This window comes from Amycolatopsis sp. NBC_01307, assembly GCF_035975215.1.
GTDB lineage: Bacteria > Actinomycetota > Actinomycetes > Mycobacteriales > Pseudonocardiaceae > Amycolatopsis.
Genome location: NZ_CP108403.1, coordinates 6,418,965 through 6,439,890 on the forward strand (window position 1 = coordinate 6,418,965; position 20,926 = coordinate 6,439,890).

General features: G+C 68.4%; 19 protein-coding genes. 10 read left to right on the forward strand and 9 right to left on the reverse strand.

Going from position 1 to position 20,926, the window contains the following annotated elements; genetic code table 11:
- Positions 1 to 36 precede the first annotated feature (36 nt).
- Both OG439_RS27560 and OG439_RS27565 read right to left on the reverse strand, forming a co-directional pair.
- A complete protein-coding gene (locus tag OG439_RS27560; RefSeq protein WP_155546501.1) occupies positions 37 to 1,536 on the reverse strand; it encodes an aldehyde dehydrogenase family protein in 1,500 nt (499 codons plus the stop codon).
- A gap of 25 nt (positions 1,537 to 1,561) precedes the next feature.
- Positions 1,562 to 2,590 (reverse strand): zinc-dependent alcohol dehydrogenase family protein, encoded by a 1,029-nt coding sequence (locus tag OG439_RS27565; RefSeq protein ID WP_196425615.1) that lies wholly within the window; start codon positions 2,588 to 2,590, stop codon positions 1,562 to 1,564.
- A gap of 304 nt (positions 2,591 to 2,894) precedes the next feature.
- On the opposite strand from OG439_RS27565, the gene OG439_RS27570 reads away from it, so the two are divergent.
- Both OG439_RS27570 and OG439_RS27575 read left to right on the forward strand, forming a co-directional pair.
- The gene (locus tag OG439_RS27570) at positions 2,895 to 4,280 is read left to right on the forward strand and encodes an MFS transporter (protein ID WP_326943716.1); all 1,386 of its coding nucleotides are present in this window, start codon (positions 2,895 to 2,897) and stop codon (positions 4,278 to 4,280) included.
- Positions 4,277 to 5,365, forward strand: a complete 1,089-nt coding sequence (locus OG439_RS27575) for a tartrate dehydrogenase (RefSeq protein ID WP_326943717.1) — start codon at positions 4,277 to 4,279, stop codon at positions 5,363 to 5,365. The genes OG439_RS27570 and OG439_RS27575 overlap by 4 nt, the downstream gene beginning before the upstream one ends.
- Positions 5,366 to 5,416: 51 nt before the next feature.
- On the opposite strand, the gene OG439_RS27580 is transcribed toward OG439_RS27575, so the two are convergent.
- Together OG439_RS27580 and OG439_RS27585 are read right to left on the reverse strand one after the other, a co-directional pair.
- Positions 5,417 to 5,953, reverse strand: a complete 537-nt coding sequence (locus OG439_RS27580; RefSeq protein WP_326943718.1) for a cyclophilin-like fold protein — start codon at positions 5,951 to 5,953, stop codon at positions 5,417 to 5,419.
- A complete protein-coding gene (locus tag OG439_RS27585) occupies positions 5,950 to 6,615 on the reverse strand; it encodes an SDR family NAD(P)-dependent oxidoreductase (protein WP_326943719.1) in 666 nt (221 codons plus the stop codon). Before OG439_RS27585 ends, OG439_RS27580 begins: the two co-directional genes overlap by 4 nt.
- 424 nt (positions 6,616 to 7,039) lie before the next feature.
- On the opposite strand from OG439_RS27585, the gene OG439_RS27590 reads away from it, so the two are divergent.
- Complete coding sequence (locus OG439_RS27590; protein WP_326943720.1) at positions 7,040 to 8,479, forward strand: sugar porter family MFS transporter; 1,440 nt, start codon at positions 7,040 to 7,042, stop codon at positions 8,477 to 8,479.
- Positions 8,480 to 8,512: 33 nt separating this feature from the next.
- A complete protein-coding gene (locus tag OG439_RS27595; RefSeq protein WP_326943721.1) occupies positions 8,513 to 9,286 on the forward strand; it encodes a glucose 1-dehydrogenase in 774 nt (257 codons plus the stop codon).
- Between the two features lie 66 nt (positions 9,287 to 9,352).
- Here the strand turns inward: OG439_RS27595 and OG439_RS27600 are convergent, their stop codons facing one another.
- Genes OG439_RS27600 through OG439_RS27610 form a run of 3 tightly spaced genes read right to left on the reverse strand, consistent with a single transcriptional unit; the run spans position 9,353 to position 11,716 of the window.
- Positions 9,353 to 9,847, reverse strand: coding sequence for a hypothetical protein (locus OG439_RS27600; RefSeq protein WP_326943722.1), 495 nt, complete (start codon positions 9,845 to 9,847; stop codon positions 9,353 to 9,355).
- Positions 9,848 to 9,890: 43 nt separating this feature from the next.
- Entirely contained in the window at positions 9,891 to 10,883 is a 993-nt protein-coding gene (locus OG439_RS27605) for a nuclear transport factor 2 family protein (protein ID WP_326943723.1), read from the reverse strand.
- A gap of 44 nt (positions 10,884 to 10,927) precedes the next feature.
- A complete protein-coding gene (locus tag OG439_RS27610; protein WP_326943724.1) occupies positions 10,928 to 11,716 on the reverse strand; it encodes an SDR family NAD(P)-dependent oxidoreductase in 789 nt (262 codons plus the stop codon).
- Between the two features lie 133 nt (positions 11,717 to 11,849).
- On the opposite strand from OG439_RS27610, the gene OG439_RS27615 reads away from it, so the two are divergent.
- Positions 11,850 to 12,803, forward strand: a complete 954-nt coding sequence (locus tag OG439_RS27615; RefSeq protein WP_326943725.1) for a helix-turn-helix domain-containing protein — start codon at positions 11,850 to 11,852, stop codon at positions 12,801 to 12,803.
- Here the strand turns inward: OG439_RS27615 and OG439_RS27620 are convergent.
- Positions 12,716 to 13,582 carry a helix-turn-helix transcriptional regulator gene (locus OG439_RS27620; RefSeq protein ID WP_326943726.1) on the reverse strand — a complete coding sequence of 289 codons (867 nt, stop codon included), beginning with the start codon at positions 13,580 to 13,582 and terminating at the stop codon, positions 12,716 to 12,718. The genes OG439_RS27615 and OG439_RS27620 overlap by 88 nt on opposite strands.
- A gap of 142 nt (positions 13,583 to 13,724) precedes the next feature.
- On the opposite strand from OG439_RS27620, the gene OG439_RS27625 reads away from it, so the two are divergent.
- The 5 genes from OG439_RS27625 to OG439_RS27645 all read left to right on the forward strand — a co-directional run bounded on the left by OG439_RS27625 (position 13,725) and on the right by OG439_RS27645 (position 19,986).
- Positions 13,725 to 14,741 carry a zinc-dependent alcohol dehydrogenase family protein gene (locus tag OG439_RS27625; RefSeq protein WP_326943727.1) on the forward strand — a complete coding sequence of 339 codons (1,017 nt, stop codon included), beginning with the start codon at positions 13,725 to 13,727 and terminating at the stop codon, positions 14,739 to 14,741.
- 91 nt (positions 14,742 to 14,832) lie between these two features.
- Positions 14,833 to 16,059: an MFS transporter gene (locus tag OG439_RS27630; protein WP_326943728.1), complete on the forward strand. Its 1,227-nt coding sequence runs from the start codon at positions 14,833 to 14,835 to the stop codon at positions 16,057 to 16,059.
- 110 nt (positions 16,060 to 16,169) lie between these two features.
- Positions 16,170 to 16,805 (forward strand): (2Fe-2S)-binding protein, encoded by a 636-nt coding sequence (locus OG439_RS27635; RefSeq protein WP_326943729.1) that lies wholly within the window; start codon positions 16,170 to 16,172, stop codon positions 16,803 to 16,805.
- 5 nt (positions 16,806 to 16,810) lie between these two features.
- Positions 16,811 to 17,791 carry an FAD binding domain-containing protein gene (locus OG439_RS27640; RefSeq protein WP_326943730.1) on the forward strand — a complete coding sequence of 327 codons (981 nt, stop codon included), beginning with the start codon at positions 16,811 to 16,813 and terminating at the stop codon, positions 17,789 to 17,791.
- Entirely contained in the window at positions 17,788 to 19,986 is a 2,199-nt protein-coding gene (locus OG439_RS27645; RefSeq protein WP_326943731.1) for a xanthine dehydrogenase family protein molybdopterin-binding subunit, read from the forward strand. The genes OG439_RS27640 and OG439_RS27645 overlap by 4 nt, the downstream gene beginning before the upstream one ends.
- Here OG439_RS27645 and OG439_RS27650 read toward each other — a convergent pair.
- Positions 19,964 to 20,863, reverse strand: coding sequence for a helix-turn-helix domain-containing protein (locus OG439_RS27650; RefSeq protein WP_326943732.1), 900 nt, complete (start codon positions 20,861 to 20,863; stop codon positions 19,964 to 19,966). The genes OG439_RS27645 and OG439_RS27650 overlap by 23 nt on opposite strands.
- Between the last annotated feature and the right edge of the window lie 63 nt (positions 20,864 to 20,926).

Genomic DNA, 20,926 nt, shown 5'->3' on the forward strand with positions numbered 1-20,926 from the left:
CCGGTACCTCGTCGGCGGATGCCGGCGACGCTCGGGTCACAGCTGCAGGTAGACACTCTTCGTGTACAGGTAGGTGTCCATGTGCGCCGAACTCCCCTTGGCGCCGTACCCGCTCAGCTTCGTTCCGCCGAACCCGACCATCGGATCGATGTAGCCGTAGCAGTTCACCCACATCGTTCCGGTGTGCACGCCGTGGACCACCCGAAGAGCGGTGGACAGATTCTGCGACCACACCGCTCCGCCGAGCCCGTACTCGCTGTCATTGGCAATGGCGATGGCCTCGTCCACGTCGTCGAACGGGAGGATCGACAGCACCGGTCCGAAGATCTCTTCCCGTCCGATTCGCATCTCGTTCGTCACGCCACCGAAGACACTCGGCTGCACGAAGTAGCCCTTGCCGAGTTCCCCCTCAACCCGTTGGCCGCCGCAGAGCAGTTCGGCCCCGTCGGCTCGGCCGATATCGATGTAGGACAGGACCTTGTCCAACTGGGGCCGGGAGATCACCGGTCCCAGCGTGCTGGCGTCGTCCAGGCTGCGCCCGACCCGCAATGTGTCCGTGAAGGCCAGCAGCCGTTCGGTGAACTCGTCGACAACGGACCGCTGAACCAGTACCCGGGTGCCGGCGAAACAGATCTGGCCGGAGTTGGCGAACACCCCCATCGCGGCTCCGGGTACCGCCTTGTCCAGATCCGCGTCCGCGCACACGATGTCCGCCGACTTGCCGCCCAGCTCCAGCTGCAGCTTCTTGATGTTCACCGCGGACGCCTGGATGATGCTGCGGCCGGTCTGCGTCGACCCGGTGAACGCGATGCGGTCGACGTCGGGGTGGGCGGCCAGCGCATGGCCGGCCTCCTTGCCCAAGCCGGTGACGACATTGAGGACGCCGTCCGGCACCCCGGCTTCCTGGAGGATCTCAGCCACCCGCAGCACCGACAGAGAGGCCTCTTCGGACGGCTTCAGCACGGCAGTACACCCGCTGGCGAGGACGGCGCCGATGATCCAGAACTGACCGTTGAGCGGCCCGTTCCAGGGAATGATGCCGCCGATGACCCCGACCGGGGCCTTCAACGTCATCGTGGCGACGGTGCCGGGGATACCGTTCATCAGCGTCTCGCCGGCGATGTTGGCGGCTTGAGAACCGAAGAACGACAACATCTTCAGCAGAGCGGGCTTGGTGGTGCGCAGCCTCGAGACCGGAGCACCCATGTCCATGGCCTCGATCTGGATCAACTCCTCGAATCGTTCGTCGAGGAGGTGGGCGATGCGCACGAGCAACGCCTGGCGCTGGTATGGGGTCCAGGTGCTCCAGTGGCCCTTGAACGCCCGGCGAGCAGCCTCGACCGCGCGATGGACGTCAGCCTCGTCGCCGGCGGCGAGCTGGGCCAGTGCCTCGCCGGTCGACGGATTGACGGTGGTCAGGGTCCGCCCGGAAGCGGCCGGCACCCGCTGACCGTCGATGACGTGATGGTGCACGTCGCGGGACAGGAAGCTCTGAGCCCGCTCGGAAAGGGCGGAGTTCTGTTCGAATGTGGTCATTGCCTGCCTTTCACGTGGCGGTCGGTCAGTCGAAGACGAAGACGCCTTTGCCGATCTGGCGTCGGTCGAACAGTTGGTAGGCTCGTTCCGCCTCGTCCAACCGGAACTCGTCGGTGAACAGCGACTCCACGTCCAGGCCTCGCTCGGCCACGAACAGTGCGCACTCTTCCTGCAGGTTCTTGCTGAAAGTCAGCGACCCCACGACCGTCTTCCGCAGCTGGATGAGCTCCTCGCTGTCCAGCTCGATCTTGCCGAGGACACCGACCATGCACGCGGTTCCCCAGCGCCGCAGCGCGTGGACCGCCTGCCTGCGCACGGTGGCGTTGGCGCTGCATTCGATGGACTTGTCCGCGCCCTCGCCGTCGCGAGTCAGCTCGCGAATCGCGGTCACCGGGTCCTGCTCTCGCGAGTCGACGACGTGGTCGGCGCCGAACTTTTCAGCCATCTTCAGCCGCGAGGGCTCGATGTCGACGGCGATGACCCGGGCACCGAACGCCTTGGCCAGCATGGTGCAGCTCAGGCCCACGGGGCCTTGCCCGAAGATCGCCACGGTCTCGCCGGCCGACAGTTCGACTCGCTTGATCGCGCCGAACGCTGTACCGGTGCCACACGAAATGGCCGCGCCGGTCTTGAACGAAAGCGAGTCGGGCAAGCGGATGAGCGTGTGCGCGGGAACCTTCATGAAGTCCGCGTGCCCGCCGTCGCCGTCCAGCCCGCCGTAGACCGTGCGCGCGTTCGGGCAGTACTGGGTCCAGCCGGAACGGCAATATCGACAGGTGCGGCACCCGTCGTAGTGGTGGACCATGACCCGGTCGCCGGCCTTGGCTTCGCCGGGTCGCACCGCCGTCCCGACGAGCTCCACGACTCCGCACGGCTCGTGCCCCTCGACCACCAGCTCGGCACCGGAGCGCACGGGGCCGTGCAGATGGTTGAGATCGCTCCCGCACATCCCGGAGGCCCGCATCCGGATGACCACTTCATCCGGGCCGGGCACCGGGTCGGGAAGCTCGCGGAGCTCGAGCTTGCCTTCGCCCAGGAAGAGAACAGCTTTCAACGTCAACGCTCCTCGATCGAGGCCGACAGCGGCGGCGCCGGCACGTCTCGGCTGTTGACGATGTCTCATAATACAGGATATTGTCAAGACTCACGTGAGGACGAGTTGGCATCGTCGCTGGTGGACCGCCGGAAGAGCTGTTCCCCGGCACACCGTCGTGTTCGCGCCGTTGCACACCGAACACCAAGCCGAAGGTAGTAAGCCGCATGACCGGACAACGTCGATCGATCCCGTGCGCGAGGCGCAATCCCGGCCTGGTCGGCCGTACTCGGATCAAGAGTGCGGTCCCGGGAGGGGGCGGCCGATGAACACGCACGTGAACGCGGGCCAGCGGCTCGACAACGTCCCGATCGGCCGGTTCCACCGGCGCTTGGCGCTGCTGGTCGGCCTCGGCATGTTCTTCGACTCGTTTGACAACACGCTCTCCGCCGCGGTGCTGGCGTCGATGCTGCCCACCGGATTCTCGACGCTCGAGCTGAACTCGCTCTTCCTGTCGGTCACGTTCGCGGGCCTCGCGATCGGCGCGGCCTTCGCCGGCTGGCTCAGTGACCGGATGGGACGCGGCTTCGCTTTCCAATTCAGCTTGGCACTCTTCGGGATCCTCGCCCTGTGCGCGGCATTGGCGCCGTCGATGCCGGTACTCATCGCCCTGCGCGGCGTGATGAGCATCGGGCTGGGGGCCGAGTACGTCATCTGCTACGGCATGATCGCCGAGTTCATCCCGCGCCGACGCCGCGGCCGCTATCTGGGCCTGCTCGGGATCTTCGGCGGTCTCGGAGTCTCGCTGTCCTCGATCCTCGGCTGGATGGTCATCCCCGCGTTCTCCTGGCGCGGGATGTTCGTCATCGGCGGCGTCGGCTCGCTGGTCGCCTGGTGGCTGCGCCGCACCATGCCCGAGTCCCCGCGTTGGCTGGAATCGCGCGGACGGTACGACGAAGCCGAGGCCGTCATCCGGAAGATCGAGGAAGAGTCCGGCGTCTCGTCCCGGCGGGCCGACCTGGCCCCGGCCACGGACGAGAAGGCCGAGTGGGTGCCCATCACGGTGCTGTTCTCGCGGCCGGTCATCCGCCGGACGTTGATGGCACTCATCCTGACTGTCACGTGCCTGTTCGGCTCGTACGTCGTCACCGGCTGGATGCCCACGTTCTTCGTCAAGCAGGGGCTGACCGTATCGAAGTCCCTGGGGTTCAACGCCGCCATCATGTCCGGTTACGTCGCGGGTCCCCTGCTGTGCATGGTGATCGTCGACCGCATCGGCCGGCGCACCAGCATCGTGATGTTCGGAACGCTTGCCGCGATCTTCGCCGGTATCTACCCGTTCATGAAAGCGCCTGCGCTGGTCATCGCCGTCGGTTTCGTCCTGGTCGCCACCGTCGCGTCGTTCCTCACCCTGGGCCTGGGCACGACCCCGGAGTACTTCCCGACCGCCTTCCGCTTCCGCGGCGGTGGCTTCGCCCAGACCGTCGGCCGCATCGGCTTGATCTTCTCTCCCTTCGTCGTCCTGTGGCTGTTCAACAGCGCTGGTGTCGTCGCCGTGATCCTGGCCGTCTCGGGCATATACGTCGCCGTGACGCTGCTCAACAGCTTCGCCGGCGTGGATACCTCTCGCGAGGCGTTGGAGCAGATCGCCCCCGACGGTGACGGCGCCACCCATACGGCAAAGTCGGCACGATCAGGGAGCAGCAAGTGACCGGACCCGCCGCTCGTACCTTCACCATCGCCGCGGTCCCGGCGGACGGCGTCGGCACCGAAGTCGTCACTGCGGGACGCGCTGTCCTGGACGCGCTCGCCGCGGCCTCCGGAGGTGCGTTCGCCTTCGACTGGACCGAATTCCCGTGGGGCTGCGGGTACTACGAGCGGACCGGCCGCATGATGGACGACGACGGCCTGGACGCGCTCAAGGGCTTCGACGCCATCTACTTCGGCGCTGTCGGCTGGCCGTCGGTGCCCGACCACATCAGCTTGTGGGGGCTGCGGTTGCGGATTTGCCAGAACTTCGACCAGTGGGCCAACGTCCGGCCCGTCCACTTTCACCCCGGCATCACCTCACCGCTGCGCAAGGCCGATGACACGCCGTTGGACTGGGTGGTCGTCCGGGAGAACAGCGAAGGCGAGTACGCGGGCCTCGGCGGCCGTAACCTGTCCGGCCGCGGTCCGGGCAACGAAGTCGCGTTGCAGACTGCACTGTTCACCGAGAAGGGGTGTGAACGCATCGCCCGCTTCGCCTTTGAGCTCGCTCGTGGACGCGAACGAAAGAAGGTGTCCTCGGTGACGAAGAGCAACGCTCAACAGTACGGCATGGTTCTGTGGGACGAGACGTTCTCCCGCGTCGCGCGGGACTATCCCGATGTCGAGACCGAGAGTGTGCTCGTGGACGCGATGTCGGCGAAGTTCGTCCTCCGGCCCGAGGACCTCTCGGTGGTCGTCGCGTCCAACCTCCACGCCGACATCCTCTCCGACCTCGGTTCCGCGCTCGCCGGCAGCCTCGGCCTCGCCGCGAGTGCGAACCTCAACCCCGAACGGCGTTTCCCGTCGATGTTCGAACCGGTTCACGGCTCGGCGCCGGACATTGCCGGACGGGGACTGGCCAATCCGATCGGCGCCATCGGCAGTGCCGCGCTGATGCTCGATCATTTCGGGCTTTCGGCAGAAGCCGGCCGGGTGCGGGCCGCGATCGAGGCCACCACGGCGGCCGGCGTGCTCACTCCCGACGTCGGCGGCAAGGCGAAAACGGGTGACGTGGTGGCCTCGATCATCGACCAGCTCTCGTCCTGAAGTGCTGCGGGTCTCAGGGCACCCGGTGGGTGATCCACGCAGCGATGGCGGTCACGCGGCCTTTTCCACTGTGGCGGTGAAATCGCCGGCGTGGGAAGCGATGGCCGACAAGTCTCCGTCGATGTGACCGATGCGGGCGATGCCGTTCCAGTAGGGCACGTCCGCGTAGTAGAGAACGAGATTGTTCCAGGGCGCGTAGTAGCCGAGGTCGGCCGGCTGGGGATCGTCGCCTTCCGGCATCCCGTCCATCGGCAGCGGCTGGGGCAAGGGACTGGTCTTCTCTGCCCCGTTGTGGTCGGAAAACGAGAGGGTGAGCGGGAGCCGGTCGAGCAACGCCCGGCCGGTCGGGGTGTCGAACACTGTGACGGGGACGGTCTGCTCGCCGATTCTGATCCGGACCGCGGTTCCCTCCCTCGCCGCAGCTCCCGAACCGCTCGTCTTCGCGGGTGTTCCCGGCTGCTCACGCGCCCCAGGTTGTGGTTCGCTCGCACCGCATGCGGCCAGGAGGAGACCGGCCAGCACTGCGAAGGCGAAGGCGCCGAGACGTCGCGGCACACTCATGGTCGATGGGGCGGCGGATGCGGTCACACGATCACCTCGCCGACGGTGGTGCGGTAGACGCCGCGCCCGCGGTGGATCGTCCAGAGCCGGTCAGCCAGGGCATCCGGCGCATACAGCGGATCGCCGCCGCCGATCGCGCCGGGAATGACGAGCTGGGCAACGTGAACGCCCTCCGGTGCCAGCGCGTCGTGCAACATCGCGCCGTAAGCCGATTCGGCGGCGAACGCGGTGGAGGTGCCCGCGACCTTGCCGTTCGGTGTCACAGCACTGGAACCGTTCACGAGCAGAACCGTGCCCCGTCCCCGTTCGCGCATGCCGGGCAGGACCTGTGCCACCGCGGTCGCCACGCCGAGGATCGAGAACTCCGTTGCCGCGGCGAGTTCGTCCACTGTCGTGTCGAGCACCGAACGCAGGAACTCCTGCCGTGGCACCGGACTGTACTGCAGAACCTCGACGGGGCCGAGATCCGCTGCCGCCCGGCCGAGCACGTCCGCGAGCGTGGCCCGGTCCCGGACATCCGCCGCGTAACCGCGGGCGGTGATCCCTTCCCGGGTCAGCTCGCCGGCGAGCCGGTCGACGTTCTCCTGAGCGCGGGAGACGAGCGCCACTGAGAACCCCTCGTGTCCGAACCGGCGCGCCGCGGCCTGGCCGAGTCCGGCGCCGGCTCCGACAACGGCGATGGTGGTCATGGTGGTCCTTCCTGTTCGGATCAACGAATCTCCTGACAGACAACCGAGTGTAGGCAGCCGGGCGAAAGACAAGGAGGCTCTCTGAGTACACCCCTCAGCGGGATGTCGTCGCCCCTCCGGTCAGTTCGGAAGTTGACGAAGTCTCATATCATAGGATATTGTCGATCGACAGTCGGGAGCTGTGCCCGCCGTCACAGTCGGCGCATCAGCCCTGTCGAGCCACCTCTGCCCCGGCCAGGCCGGCGGCTGATCTTGATCGCGACGCTCCACCCGCGTCGAGACGGAACGGCTACCTCGTAACACATCGTCGTGTCCCCAGGTCCCGGACACCTACTCGAAGGCAGCAGCACGCATGACCGATCAACGTCGATCCCACCGGTGCGAAGTTTCCATCTTCGGCCCGGCTGACCTCTGAGGAGATCTCGTGTCCGACCACTCCCAGCCCACACGAGTCTCGACCACCACAGCCGGTCGCGAAGACCCCAGAACGTTCATCCTCCGGCTGACCGTGATCGCCAGCCTCGGCGGTCTCCTCTTCGGCCTGGACACCGGGGTGATCGCAGGAGCGCTGGTATACCTGCGCGAAGACTTCCATTTGACGGCCGTCACCGAGGGCCTGGTCGTCACCTCACTGCTGTTCCCGGGCGCGACGTCCGGCGCACTTCTGGGCGGGCCCATCGCAGACCGGGCGGGAAGGAAGAAGTCGCTGGTGATAGCCGGCGTCATCTTCGTCATCAGCACGATCGCGTGCGCCCTGGCACCCAACGTCTTGATCCTGGTTGTGGCTCGGATCGCGCTCGGTTACGCCGTCGGCGTCGCCTCCGTTGTCGTTCCGCTGTACCTCGCCGAGATGGCGCCGGCTTCGCAGCGCGGTCGTATCGTCACGATGAACCAGCTCATGCTGACCACCGGACTGTTCCTGGCTTTCGTCTTCAACGCGATACTCGCCAACATGGTCAGCGGTCACGACGTATGGCGCTACATGATCGGGGTCGCAGTCATTCCCGCTGTAGTGCTTCTCTTCGGCATGCTCTCCCTGCCGGACACCCCCCGTTGGTACGCGAGCAAGCAGATGTGGCCGGACGTGCGGCGCACGCTGGAGCGGGCGCACCTCGCCGACCGGGTCGAGGGCGAATACCAGCAGATCACCGCCATCGTCGAAGCCGACGCGATCGAGGGCAAGATCTCCGTCTTCGCCACCCTGCGCAATGCACCGTGGATGAAGCGCTTGATCCTGATCGGGATCGTCCTGGCCATTGCGCAGCAGACCACCGGCATCAACGTGGTCATGTACTACGCGCCGACCGTCCTGGAGAACTCCGGCCTCACCCGATCGGCGTCGTTGCTCGCCTCGGTCACCGTCGGAATCGTCATGATCGTCTTCACTGTGGTGGGCATGTGGGTTCTCGGCGTCATGGGGCGCCGCAAGATGATGCTGCTCGGTTTCTCTGGTGTGGCCGCCTCACATCTCGGACTCCTCATCACCTATCTGCTCCCCGACTCGAACCTGCGTTCGTACCTGATCCTGCTGTTCATGCTGCTGGTGACGACTTTTATGGTGACCTTCCTGGGCACCACCGGGTTCCTGGTGCTCTCGGAACTGTTCCCGTTGCCGATCCGCGGATTCGCGATGGGCGCCTCGCTCTGCGGCCTGTGGTGCGCGAATTCTCTCATCTCCTTCCTCTTCCCGATTCTCGCCCAGCGTTTCGGGTCGGTTCCGGTGTTCGCCGGCTTCATGGCGCTCAACGTGCTGGCCGCTCTGTTCGCGTTTCGGTACATTCCGGAAACGAAGGGGCGCACCCTGGAGGAACTCGAGATCGAGATGCGCGACAGCCAGGGCGGCAAGCTTCTTCACCACTCCTGAGACACCACCCACCAACGAAAGTGAAACTTGACCATGACTGAACGCAGGTTTGCCGGAAAGGTCGCGATCGTGACCGGTGCCGGCAGCGGCATCGGGCGGGCCACCGCGACCGCATTCGCCGCCGAAGGCGCCAGCGTGACCTTGGCCGACATCGACACCGCCGCCAACGAAGAGACCTCTCGGCTCGTCGCCGAGTTCGGCGGCCAGGTGCTCACCGTCAAGTGCGACGTGACCTCGGCCAGTGACATCCAGGCCGCTGTCGAAGAAACGGTCAACCAGTTCGGTCGCCTCGATGTCGCGTTCAACAATGCCGGGATCGAACAACCGCCGGCACCTCTCGTCGACATCACCGAGGAGGACTGGTCACGCCTGATCGACATCGACCTGCGTAGCGCGTTCTTGTCGATGAAGTACGAGATCCCGGCCATGCTCGAGCACGGCGGCGGGTCCATCGTCAACACTTCGTCCGGTGCCGGCGTGACCGGGATCCGGGGGCAGGCCGCGTACGTCGCCGCCAAGCACGGCCTGATCGGCCTCACGAAGTCCGCGGCCTTGGATTATGCCGCGCAGGGGATCAGGGTCAATGCGATCTGTCCGGGCATCATCGAAACGCCGATGATGGGCAGGTTTTCCGGCGGCACCCCGGAAGGGCGGGCCCGGGTGATCAGTCAGGAGCCCGTCGGGAGGATGGGCAGGCCCGAGGAGATCGCGTCCGCGGTGCTGTGGCTGTGTTCCGATCTCGGCGGGTTCGCGACCGGGCACGCGATGGTCGTCGACGGTGGTCAGACCGTCGGGATCTGGAACTGACGACGGCGCCGTGGGCCTGGCGCCGCCCTTTCGGCCGGCACCAGGCCCGCGGCCCGGCTCTCATTGTCAGCGGCCGCCACGTTCGCCACGTGCGAGCGGAAAAGAGGTGTAGACGAACGACGCCGGCCTCGATTGCGTGTTCCGAAGATCATGCATGCTGTCTCGCAGGACGATCGAGTCTCCGACGCTCAGGGTGACCTCGTCACGCTCCAGAATGACGTCCAGTTCACCGGTGAGCATCGTGATGACATGCAGGGACGGGTCCGTGTGCAGGTCCGGTTCCAGGACTGCGGAGCCGGTTGCCGCCGGCACCGTGAGAATGCGGACGACCGCGCCCTCGGTCGGCGCGGCCGGCCCCAGTGTCCACTCGGACTCCGGCAGGTCTTCGCGCTTGGCCGGGATATCTCGTTGCTGCCACAGTTCCTGTAGCAGGATCCCGTTGGGAAGCCGGGTGCGGGGAAGGTTCCGTTCGTCGGCGACGACCGTGGACGACGCAGCCTCGTCGTTCCCGACGATTACGCGGCGCGCCATGGGCGGCAGATCGCGGGTCTCGTGCTCCATACGCCTTCGTTGATCCGCCGAACTGAAGTCGACAAGTGGCGCGTCAGCGAAGCACGCTGATGTGAACAGCCGAGACCACGCAGGGTTCGTGGGCACGATTCCGCCAGGCGTGCTTGGTGCCGCGCTGAACGATCGTGTCGCCCTGCCTCATCGTCGTCTCGCCGGTGTCGAGCAGAACGCACGCTTCGCCGGATATCACGGTGACGATGTCGATCGTGTCCGTCGTGTGCATACCCGGGGCATCCGTCGGATCAACGGCGTCACCGGCACCCGACTCGGCCAGGATTCGCGCATAACCGCCCTCGTAGTCCCATTCGCTGTCCGGAGCGAAGGCCGTGATCACGTAGTTGTAGCCGGCCGGCGGCGGCGGGATGACCGAGGCGCCACCGGGGCCGTTCGCCGCCATGACCGGCGTCGGCACTTCCGTCGCCTGCCACAGGTGGTTGCGGGTATAACCGTCAGCGACGAGACGATCGGTCGTCGGCCCATCGCTCACGAAAGCGGACTTGCCGTCGGCATCCAGTCCGGTGACGATCAGGCGCGATTGAAATTCGCGATGTTCTCCGGCCATGCTTGATTCACGCTCAAGCGCTTCGAATACCGGCGCGTTGTCCACATAGATGCGCTGGTCGACGAACTGCTCGTCGACGATGGTGATCTTGGAAGCCGCGTTGATCTCGATCACCGCGCCGCCGCGGAGCGTCCACCGTCCAACGGACTCGAAGAAGACGACCCCGCCCTCTTCTTCCCAGGCGTTCACGAGGTCGTGTTCCAGCGATACGACTCGGTCAAGCATGCCCTTGAAAGCCGCGACGATGTTGTCTCGCCCGTCAATCTCCGGGCTGTTCCCGAATTTCAGGGTCATGTTTTCCGCATAGTATGACCCGAAATCCTGCGAATCGTTGGTCGCCATGGCCGCGTAATACCGGGTCAGCAGTCCGACCTTGTCAGCAGCAGCACGCATGGCGATCCAGCCCTTCGAAGTAGAGGGAAATCCGTATATTTCACTGACAAGCGTGTTCAAAATATCCTGCATTATGAAACTTTGTCAATGTCGTTGCCGCGGTTCGTGCTCTGACGTCAGCGGGCCACGTAGCCGCCGTCGACCGGCAGAGCCACGCCGACGACGAAACCAGCGCCGGGGCTGCACAGCCAAAGGACGGCTTGCGCGATCTCCTCCGCGGTGCCGAGCCGGCCGATGGGCTGATTGGCCTCGGCCTCGGCGCGGTCGAGTTCACCCTTGGCGATCATGTCGCTGACCATGAGGGTGTCGATGGTGCCGGGGCAGATCGCGTTGATCCGGATACCGCGCGGGGCGTACTCCAGGGCGGCACTCCCGGTCAGGCCGATCACCCCGTGCTTGGACGCGTGGTAGGACGCCCGGCCCGGGATGCCGACGAGGCCACCCAGCGAGGAGCAGTTGACGATGGCTCCGCTGCCCTGCGCCCGCATGTGCCGCAGCTCGTGCTTCATACAGGCCCAGATGCCACGCAGATTGACCGCGTTGACGCGGTCGAACCGCTCGGCGGGCTCGTCGGCGGCGTCGCTCGGCGGGATCTGGATACCGGCGTTGTTGTAGGCCAGGTCGAGCCGTCCGAAAGTCTCGACGGTCCGATCGACCGCGGCGGCGACCTGCTGTTCGTCAGCGACGTCGCACCTGAGCGCCAAGACCCGGTGCCCCGCGGCGGTCAGCTCCTTCGCCACCGTGTCGAGCGCGGCCGCATCGACGTCGGTGACCGTGACCGCCGCGCCGGACTCGGCGAAGGCACGGGCGGTGGCCAAGCCCATGCCTGAGGCGGCGCCGGTGACGAAGGCGACCTGGCCGGTGAAATCGTAAACAGGGTTCATGTTCGTCTTCCTCGAGTTCAAGGGGCGGTTCGATGGTGCCTCGCTTCGGCAGTGCCTACGACGCAATCAGTGACGGAGACGAGCCGAAAGGTTCTCTCGAAAGGTGTACCGACAGAGGACCCTTCGCGCGGGCTGCCGGACTTAGGGTGGCGGGGTGGACAATCGTCAGGAAGTACGCGAGTTCCTCGTCTCGCGGCGGGCCAAGATCACCCCGGCGCAGGCCGGGCTCCCCACCGGGAGCAAACGCCGGGTGCCGGGACTGCGCCGCAGCGAGGTCGCCGCGCTGGCCGATGTGAGCGTCGAGTACTACGCCAAGCTGGAGCGCGGAAACCTCGCCGGCGTCTCGGCTTCCGTGCTGGACGCGGTGGCCCGGGCGCTCCGGCTCGACGACGCGGAACGGGCCCACCTGCTGGCCCTTGCCCACGCGGCGGACGGCACGACCGCGATCCTGCGGCGGCGGCCGAAGAGCACGCAACGGACTCCGCACCGCAGTCTGCAGTGGGTCCTCGACGCGGTCACCGGAGGACCCGCGTTCGTCCGCAATGGACGGATGGATCTGCTGGCCGCGAACGGCCTGGCGCGAGCCTTCTACTCCGAGATCTACGCGAGCCCGCAGCAGCCACCGAACTTCGCCCGGTTCCAGTTCCTCGACCCGGCCTCGCACCGGTTCTACCCGGACTGGGGGTTCTTCGCCGACGTCTGCGTCGCGATCCTGCACACCGAGGCCGGCCGCAATCCACACGACAAGGGCCTGCACGACCTGGTGGGCGAGCTGTCGACCCGCAGCGACGAGTTCCGCACGCGCTGGGGCGCGCACAACGTCCGTCACCACGGCACCGGCTCGAAGACCTTCCACCACCCGGTCGTCGGCAACCTCACCCTGGCCTACGAAGGTCTCGAACTGGCCGCGGAACCCGGCCTCACTCTCACGATCTACACCGCCGAGCCGGGCTCGCCGTCGGACGAAGCGTTGCGCCTGCTCAGCTCGTGGACGGCTACGCGAGAAGCCGAGCGATCGGCTCAGCCCTCGGCGCCGCGTGGGGAAGCTTCCCAGGACGCGAGGAGCGCCAGCGCTTCCGCGGACGGTGAACCGGGTTCCGCGGTGTAGACCACCAGTGTGAGCCCAGGTTCAGCCGCCATCGCCATCGTCTCCCACGTCAGCGTGAGATCTCCCACGATCGGGTGACGAAAGTGTTTTTCGCCGGCGCCGTGGCGCCGGACGTTGTGCGCGCCCCACCGGCCGCGGAACTCGTCACTGCGCGTGGACAGTTCCCCGACCAGGTCGTGCAGGCCCTTGTCGTGCGGGTTGCGGCCGGCCTCGGTGCGCAGGACGTCCACGGTCATGTCCGCGGCCAGGTCCCAGTCTGCGTAGAACCGGCGGGCGGCGGCGTCGAGGAACTGGAAGCGGGCCACATTCGGCGTTGAGCCCCCGGCGTACATGTCGCGGTAGAACGCACGGGCGAGCTGGTTCTCGGCCAGCACGTCCAGCCGGCCGTTGTTGACGAAAGCGGCCCCGGCGGTGATCGCGTCGAGTGTCCACTGCAGACTCCGGTGCGGCATCCACTGCCTGCCGGGTCGCCGCCGGGGCCGGGCGAGCACGTCGGCGCCCTCGGCGGCCTGGGCCAGGTGCAGCAAGTGAGCGCGTTCGGCCTCGTCGAGGAGAAGCGCACGGGCGACGGCTTCGAGGACCGCGGGCGAGGCACCGCCGAGGTTTCCGCGTTCGAGCTTGGCGTAGTACTCCACGCTGACATCGGCCAGCGCGGCGACCTCGCTGCGGCGCAACCCGGGCACGCGGCGCCGGGTGCCACCCGGCAGCCCGGCCTGTTCCGGGGTGATCTTGGCCCTCCGCGAGACGAGGAATTCCCGGACTTCGTCACGATTGTCCACGGAGCGAACGTACGCGCCACCACGACACGATGGGGTGTACTGCCGGTACACCCAACGTCAGTGACTCGCTGCCCGCGCGAAAAGGCGCTTGTCTGAGAGGGCAGGGGCCTTCGGCCCATCACCGCCACTCGAGGAGTCATCCATGCGCGGAGCTGTCATCCACGCTCCCGGCGACGTCCGGTTCGAACAGCTCGACGACCCGAAGATCGAGCAGCCGACCGACGCGATCATCCGCACCGCCGTCACCTGCGTGTGCGGCTCGGACCTGTGGCCCTACCGCGGCGTCGAGCCGATCGGTGACCCGCACCCGATGGGCCACGAGTACGTCGGCGTCGTCGAAGAGGTCGGCAGCCAGGTGACCGCGGTCAAGCCCGGCCAGTTCGTGGTCGGCTCGTTCGCCACCTCGGACAACACCTGCGCGAACTGCCGCAACGGCTGGCAGTCCTCCTGCCTGCACCGCGAGTTCATGAGCACGTGCCAGGCCGACCTCGTCCGCATCCCGAACGCCCAGGGCACCCTCGTGGCCACCCCCGAGCACCCGGACGACGCGTTCCTGCCGAGCCTGCTGGCCGTGTCCGACGTCATGGGCACCGGCTGGTACGCCGCCGTCGCCGCCGAGGTGAAGCCCGGCGCCACGGCCGTCGTGGTCGGCGACGGCGCGGTCGGGCTGTGTGGTGTCATCGCGGCCAAGGAGCTCGGCGCCGAGCGGATCATCGCCATGAGCCGCCACGAGTCCCGGCAGAAGCTGGCCACCGAGTTCGGTGCCACCGACATCGTCACCGAACGCGGTGACGACGGCGTCGCCCGCATCAAGGACCTCACCGATGGCATCGGCGCCGACGCCGTCCTGGAATGCGTCGGCACGGCCGAGTCCATGCGGCAGGCGCTGCACGCGGCCCGGCCCGGCGGCAACGTGGGGTTCGTCGGCGTCCCGCACGACGTGCAGATCGCCGGCGAAGAGCTGTTCTTCTCCCACGTCGGCCTGCGCGGCGGCCCGGCGCCCGTGCGCCGCTTCCTGCCCGACCTGATCGACCGGGTCCTCGCCGGGCACATCGACCCCGGCCCGGTCTTCGACCTCACCCTGCCCCTGGACCAGGTCGCCGAAGGCTACCGGGCCATGGACGAGCGGCGCGCCATCAAGGCCCTGCTGACCCCCTGACCGAAGACGGAGGACGACCGGTCCCGGCCGCAGCGACGGCGGTGCGGCCGGCCCGGTCCGGCCTCCATTCCCCCGTGAGGAGAGATCTTCCATGCACACCGGGACCACTCCCGGCCGCCTTCCTGCCGTCGTCTGGGTGCTCGCCGCCGGGACGTTCCTGATGGGAACCACCGAGTTCGTCGTCGCCGGTCTGCTGCCCGAGCTGGCCGCGGACCTCGACGTCAGCGTCTCGCAGGCCGGCCTGCTGATCACCGCCTTCGCACTGGGCATGATCGTCGGCTCGCCCACCATGGCCCTGGCCACCCTGCGGCTGCCGCAGCGCCGGACCCTCGTCCTGGCGCTGGCCGTGTTCAGCCTCGGGCACGTCGTCGCCGCGCTCAGCGGCTCCCTCGTGATCGTCCTCGCCGCCCGCGTCGTCACCGCCCTGGCCACCGGCGCGTTCTGGTCCGTCGGCTTCGTCGTCGCCACCGCCGCGGCCGGTCCGCGGGACTCGACGCGGGCCATCGGCGTCATGATGGGCGGCCTGACCCTGGCCAACGTCATCGGCGTGCCGCTCGGCTCCCTGGCCGGCCAGCTCACCGGCTGGCGCGGCCCGTTCTGGGCCCTGGCCGTGCTTTCCGCGCTCGCCGCGGCCGTCATCGGGCGGTTCATCCCCGCTCGCGAGCAGCACGCCCAGGTGTCCGTCCGAGCCGAGGTCCGGGCTCTGCGCCAGGGCCGGCTGTGGCTGGCGCTGGCCGCCGCGATGCTGATCATGGGCGGTGTCCTGGCTGCCTACACCTACCTCACCCCGCTGCTGACCGGCCGCGCCGGCATCCCGGCCGGCGTTGTCCCGCTCGCCCTCATCGCCTTCGGCGCCGGTGCCCTCGGCGGCACGGCGGCCGCCGGCCGGCTGGGCGACCGGCGGCCGCTGACGACCACCATCACCGCGGCCGCGGCCACCGCCGTCGTGCTGTTCCTGATGATCCCGCTGTCCACGAGCCCTGTCGCGGCCGTCGTCCTCGTCTTCCTGATGGCCCTGACCGGATTCAGCGTCAACCCGGTCGTCACCGCGCTCGCCGTCCGCTACGCCGGCGACGCGCCGACCCTGACGTCCGCGTTGAGCACGTCGGCCTTCAACACCGGCATCGCGGCCGGGACAGCCATCGCGGGCTCGGCGCTGGACTCGCTCGGGGTGACCGGACCGTCCCTGGTCGGAGCGGTCATCGCCGCCCTCACCCTGTTGCCCCTCACCGTCCTCGCGGCCCGATCGCGCGCCACGAAACCGGCGGCCCTCGACCACGAGAAGCACAAGAAGGAGGAGGTCGCCGTACCGTGTTGACCGAGCCGGCCGGGCAAGATACCGGCAATTCGCCCGCTTTACCAGGCACTGCCCGTACACCTCTTGTCAGAGACTCCTCCACCTCGCGGGCACCTGGTTGGGTCGACGCCATGTCCCCCGAATCTCCCTTGCCGGCCGGTGGCACCGAGGCGGAGTCGCCCACGGCCCACTCCCGGCGGACGTTCATCGCGGCATCGGCGGTCGGTGGCGCCGTCGCCGTGGCCGGACCGGCGCTACTGGGCGCCGAGCCCGCGGCCGCCGCGGGCGCGGGCGCGGGCGCGTCGAGCAGCCAAATTTCCTTGACCGTCAACGGAACCCGGTACACCGTCACCGTGGACAACCGGACCTCGCTGCTGGACCTGCTGCGCGAGCACTTCGGCTTGACCGGCACGAAGAAGGGCTGCGACGCGGGCGCGTGTGGCGCCTGCACGGTCCTCGTCGACGACCGGCGGGTCAACGGCTGCCTGACGCTGGCGGTGCGGCTGGACGGCGCGCGGGTCACCACCATCGAAGGTCTGTCACCCGGCGACAACAAGCCACTGCACCCGTTGCAGCAGGCGTTCGTCGACCAGGACGCGTTCCAGTGCGGCTACTGCACCCCCGGGCAGATCATGTCCGGCGTTGGCTGCATCAAAGAGGGCCACACCGGATCGCCGGAAGAGATCCGGGAGTGGATGAGCGGCAACATCTGCCGCTGCGGCTGCTACGTCAAGATCGTCAAAGCCATCCAGCAAGCGAAGGGCTGACACCGATGGAGTCCTTCTCCTACACCAAAGTGCCCGACGTCCGGGCCGCCATCGCCGCCGGGCAGCGGGGCGGACGGTACATCGCCGGCGGCACGACGCTGGTCGACCTGATGCGCGAGACCGTGGAGCGCCCGGGTGCGCTCGTCGACATCACCAGGCTGCCGCTCACCGGCATCTCCCCCACGCCGGGCGGCGGCCTGCGGATCGGCGCGCTGGTGCGGATGGCCGACGCCGCCGCCGACCCGCGCGTGCGATCCGCTTTTCCGGTCGTCTCGGAGGCCCTGGAGCTGAGCGCGTCCGCCCAGCTGCGCAACATGGCCACCATCGGCGGGAACATCATGCAGCGCACCCGGTGCACCTATTTCCGGGACGTGACCGCGAACTGCAACAAACGCGAACCGGGTTCGGGCTGCGCCGCCCTCGACGGCTACAACCGCGGTCACGCCATCCTCGGCGGCTCCCCGGCATGCGTCGCCACGCACCCGTCGGACGCCGCGGTCGCGTTCGCAGCCCTCGAGGCGATCGTGCACCTGCAAGGCCCGGTCGGCGAACGCACCATCCCCTTCGCCGACTTCCACCTGCCGCCGGGCAGCACCCCGGACCGGGAACAGGCCCTGCGGCCGGGCGAACTGATCACCGCCGTGGAGCTCCCGGCCCTCCCACGCCCGTCCCGGTCCGGCTACCTCAAGGTGCGCGACCGGCAGAGCTACGAGTTCGCCCTGACCTCGGCCGCGGTCGCCCTCCAGATCCAGGGCGGCGTGATCCGCGCGGCGAAGGTCGCCGCCGGCGGTGTCGGCACCGTCCCGTGGAAACTGCCCGCCGTCGAGCGGCACCTGCTCGGCAAACGACCGTCGGACGCGCTGTGGGCCGAGGCCGCACAGCGAGCCGCGGACGGCGCCCGGCCACTGGCACACAACGGATTCAAGGTCGAGTTGCTCAAGCGCACGGTCGAACGCCAGCTGCGCGTCGTGGGAGGCACCCGGTGACACTCCAGCCACAGATCGCTGTCGGCACCCCGCAGTCCCGGGTGGACGGACGCCTCAAGGTGACCGGGCGCGCACTCTACGCCGCCGACCACCCGACCGACGGCGTCCTGTACGCGGCCGTGGTCGACAGCAGCGTCGGGCGCGGCCGCATCACCGGCATCGACGACCGCGCCGCCCGTGCCCACCCTGGTGTCCTGCGGGTGATCAGCTACCTCAACGCTCCTCGGCTGCCCTATGTGGACAATCCGGGATCGAACAACCCGGCGCCGAACTCGCGGTTGCGCGTCTTCCAGGACGACCGCGTGCGATTCTTCGGCCAGCCGGTCGCCGCCGTGGTCGCCACCACCCACGAATCCGCCCAGCAGGGCGCGCGCCTGGTGAGGGTGTCCTACGCCGCCGAGCAGCCCGTCACCGACCTGGCCACCGCCCCGGCCGACGAGCCGGCGACCTACGCGCGCGGCGACGCCGACAGCGCGCTGAACACCGCACCGGTCCGGCTGGACCTGACCTACCGAACTGCCCGCAACCACCACAATCCGATGGAACCGCACGCCACCATCGCCCGCTGGGACGGCAACCAGCTGACGGTGTGGGACAAGACCCAGTGGGTGGTCGGTGGCACGCAACAAGAACTCGCGGCCGTGTTCGGCATCCCGCAGACCTCGGTCCGGGTGATCTCCCCCTTCGTCGGCGGCGCGTTCGGCAGCGGCCTGCGGGCCTGGCCGCACAGCACCATCGCCGCGCTCGCCGCCCGCGAGACCGGCCGTCCGGTCAAGCTCGTCCTCGCCCGCCGGCAGCTGTACTTCGGCACCGGGTTCCGGCCCGCCTACTCCTACCGGCTCCGGGCCGGCAGCGACCGCACCGGGCGGCTCACCGCGATGACGCACGACATCCGCGGCGAGACGTCCAGCTACGAGACGTTCACCGAGGCGATGCTGGCGCCGGGCCAGATGCTCTACAGCATGCCGAACGTCCGCCAGGCGTACGCCACCGTGCCGCTGGACGTGAACACCCCGATCTGGATGCGCGGACCGGGCTACGCCTCCGCCGCCCTCGTCATCGAATCCGCGATGGACGAACTCGCGCACCAGCTCGGCATCGACCCCATCGAGTTGCGCAAGCGCAACGAACCGGCGGCCGACGAGTCCAGCGGTCAGCCGTTCTCCACCCGCCGGCTGCGCGAATGCTACGACGTCGGCGCCCGGGAATTCGGCTGGCAACGGCGCAACCCGAAGCCGGCGTCCACCAAGGACGGCGACTGGCTGATCGGCACCGGCATGGCCGCCGCCGTCTACGACACCGCCCGCGCCCCCGCGCAGGCCCACGTCCGGCTCAACGCCGACGGCACCGCGCTGGTCCAGGCCGCGACCAGCGACATGGGCCCCGGCACCTACACCTCCATGCCCCAGGTCGCCGCCGACGCACTCGGCCTGACCATGGACACCGTCGAGTTCCGGCTCGGCGACTCGCTCATGCCGCCGACCCCGCCCCACGGCGGCTCCATGACCATGGCCAGCGTCGGTTCCGCCGTCCAGGACGGCTGCGACAAGGTCCGCCGCCAGGCGATCACCCTGGCCGTCAACGACCCGCGCTCTCCCCTGCACGGCGTCAATCCCGACGACGTCATCGTCCGGAAAGGACGGATGCAGGCGAAGAACGACCCGACGCGCGGCGAGACCTACCGGCAGGTGCTGTCCCGCAACGGCCGCGATCACCTCGAGGTGATCGGGTCCTGGGCGCCCTCGGAGCAGAACCGGTTCTCGATGTACGGCTACGGCGCGGTGTTCGCCGAAGTCGGTGTCGACGCCCGCCTCGGCCTGGTTCGCATCCGGCGGATGCTCGGCGTCTACGACGCGGGCCGGATCGTCAACCCCAAGCTCGCCGACAGCCAGGCCCTCGGTGGCATGGTCGGCGGCATCGGCGCCGCCCTGCTGGAGCACACCGTCACCGACCCGCGCGACGGCCGCATCGTCAACGCCAACCTCGCCGACTACCTCGTCCCGGTCAACGCCGACGTCCACGATCTCCGCGCCATCTACCTCGACGGCGAAGACCGCGAAGCCGACCCGCTCGGCGTCAAGGGGTTGGCCGAGCTGGTGCTGGTGGGCGTGGCCCCGGCGATCGCCAACGCGGTCTTCCACGCGACCGGACGGCGGATCCGCGACTTCCCCATCACCGCGGACGCCCTGCTGTGAGGGTGGTGGCGGCCCAGCTGGCCAGCAGCTGGAGCCGTTCGGTGGAGGGCGTGTCGGGAGGTGCTGTGTACGCCGTGAGGGTGAGCCCGCTGTCCGCGGTCAGGTCCATGGCTTCGAAGGCGAGGGTCAGCTCGCCGACCACCGGGTGGCAGAAGCCCTTTGTGCCCGTCCGGTGCAGCCGGACGTCGTGGGCGGCCCAGCGGGTGCGGAAGTCTTCACTGCGGGTACTGAGCTCCCCGATGAGGTCCGACAGATCCCGGTTGTGCGGATCACGACCGGCCTCGGTGCGCAGGATCGCGACTGACGTGTGGCAAGACTTGTCGTAGTCGGGGAAGTAGTCGCGGGCAGCCGGGTCCAGGAAGCCGAACCGTGCGAGGTTGGGCAGCGACACCGCACTGGTACGGGTGGGACTGTCGAACACCGGCGAATACAGCGCGCGGCCCAGCATGTTGGTCGCCAAGATGTCCAGGCGGCCGTTGCGGACGAAGGCGGCCGTCGTCGTCATGCTGTCGAGGATCTGCTGCACCACCGGCCGCACCCGCTGCGGCGACCGGCGGCGCTGGGCCGCGGCGGTGCGCGGGCGACCGGCGGCGTTGGCGGCGCGGGCGAGGTCGAACAGGTACACGCGTTCGGCCTCGTCGAGCTGGAGAGCTCCGGCGATGGCGTCGAGGACGCTGTCGGAGACGCCGGCGAGATTGCCCTTTTCGACGCGGGTGTAGTAGTCGGCGGAGACACCCGCGAGCATGGCGACCTCTTCGCGGCGCAGGCCCGGCACCCGGCGGTTGCCGCCGTAGTGCTGCAGGCCGGCCCGGTCCGGAGTGATCTTGGCCCGCCGGGTGACCAGGAAGTCGCGGACCTCGGTGCTCTTGGCGTTCACGCCTTCCACGGTACGACGGCGCAAATCATTGAGGGGGGTTCTGCTGGAACCCGGAAAGACACG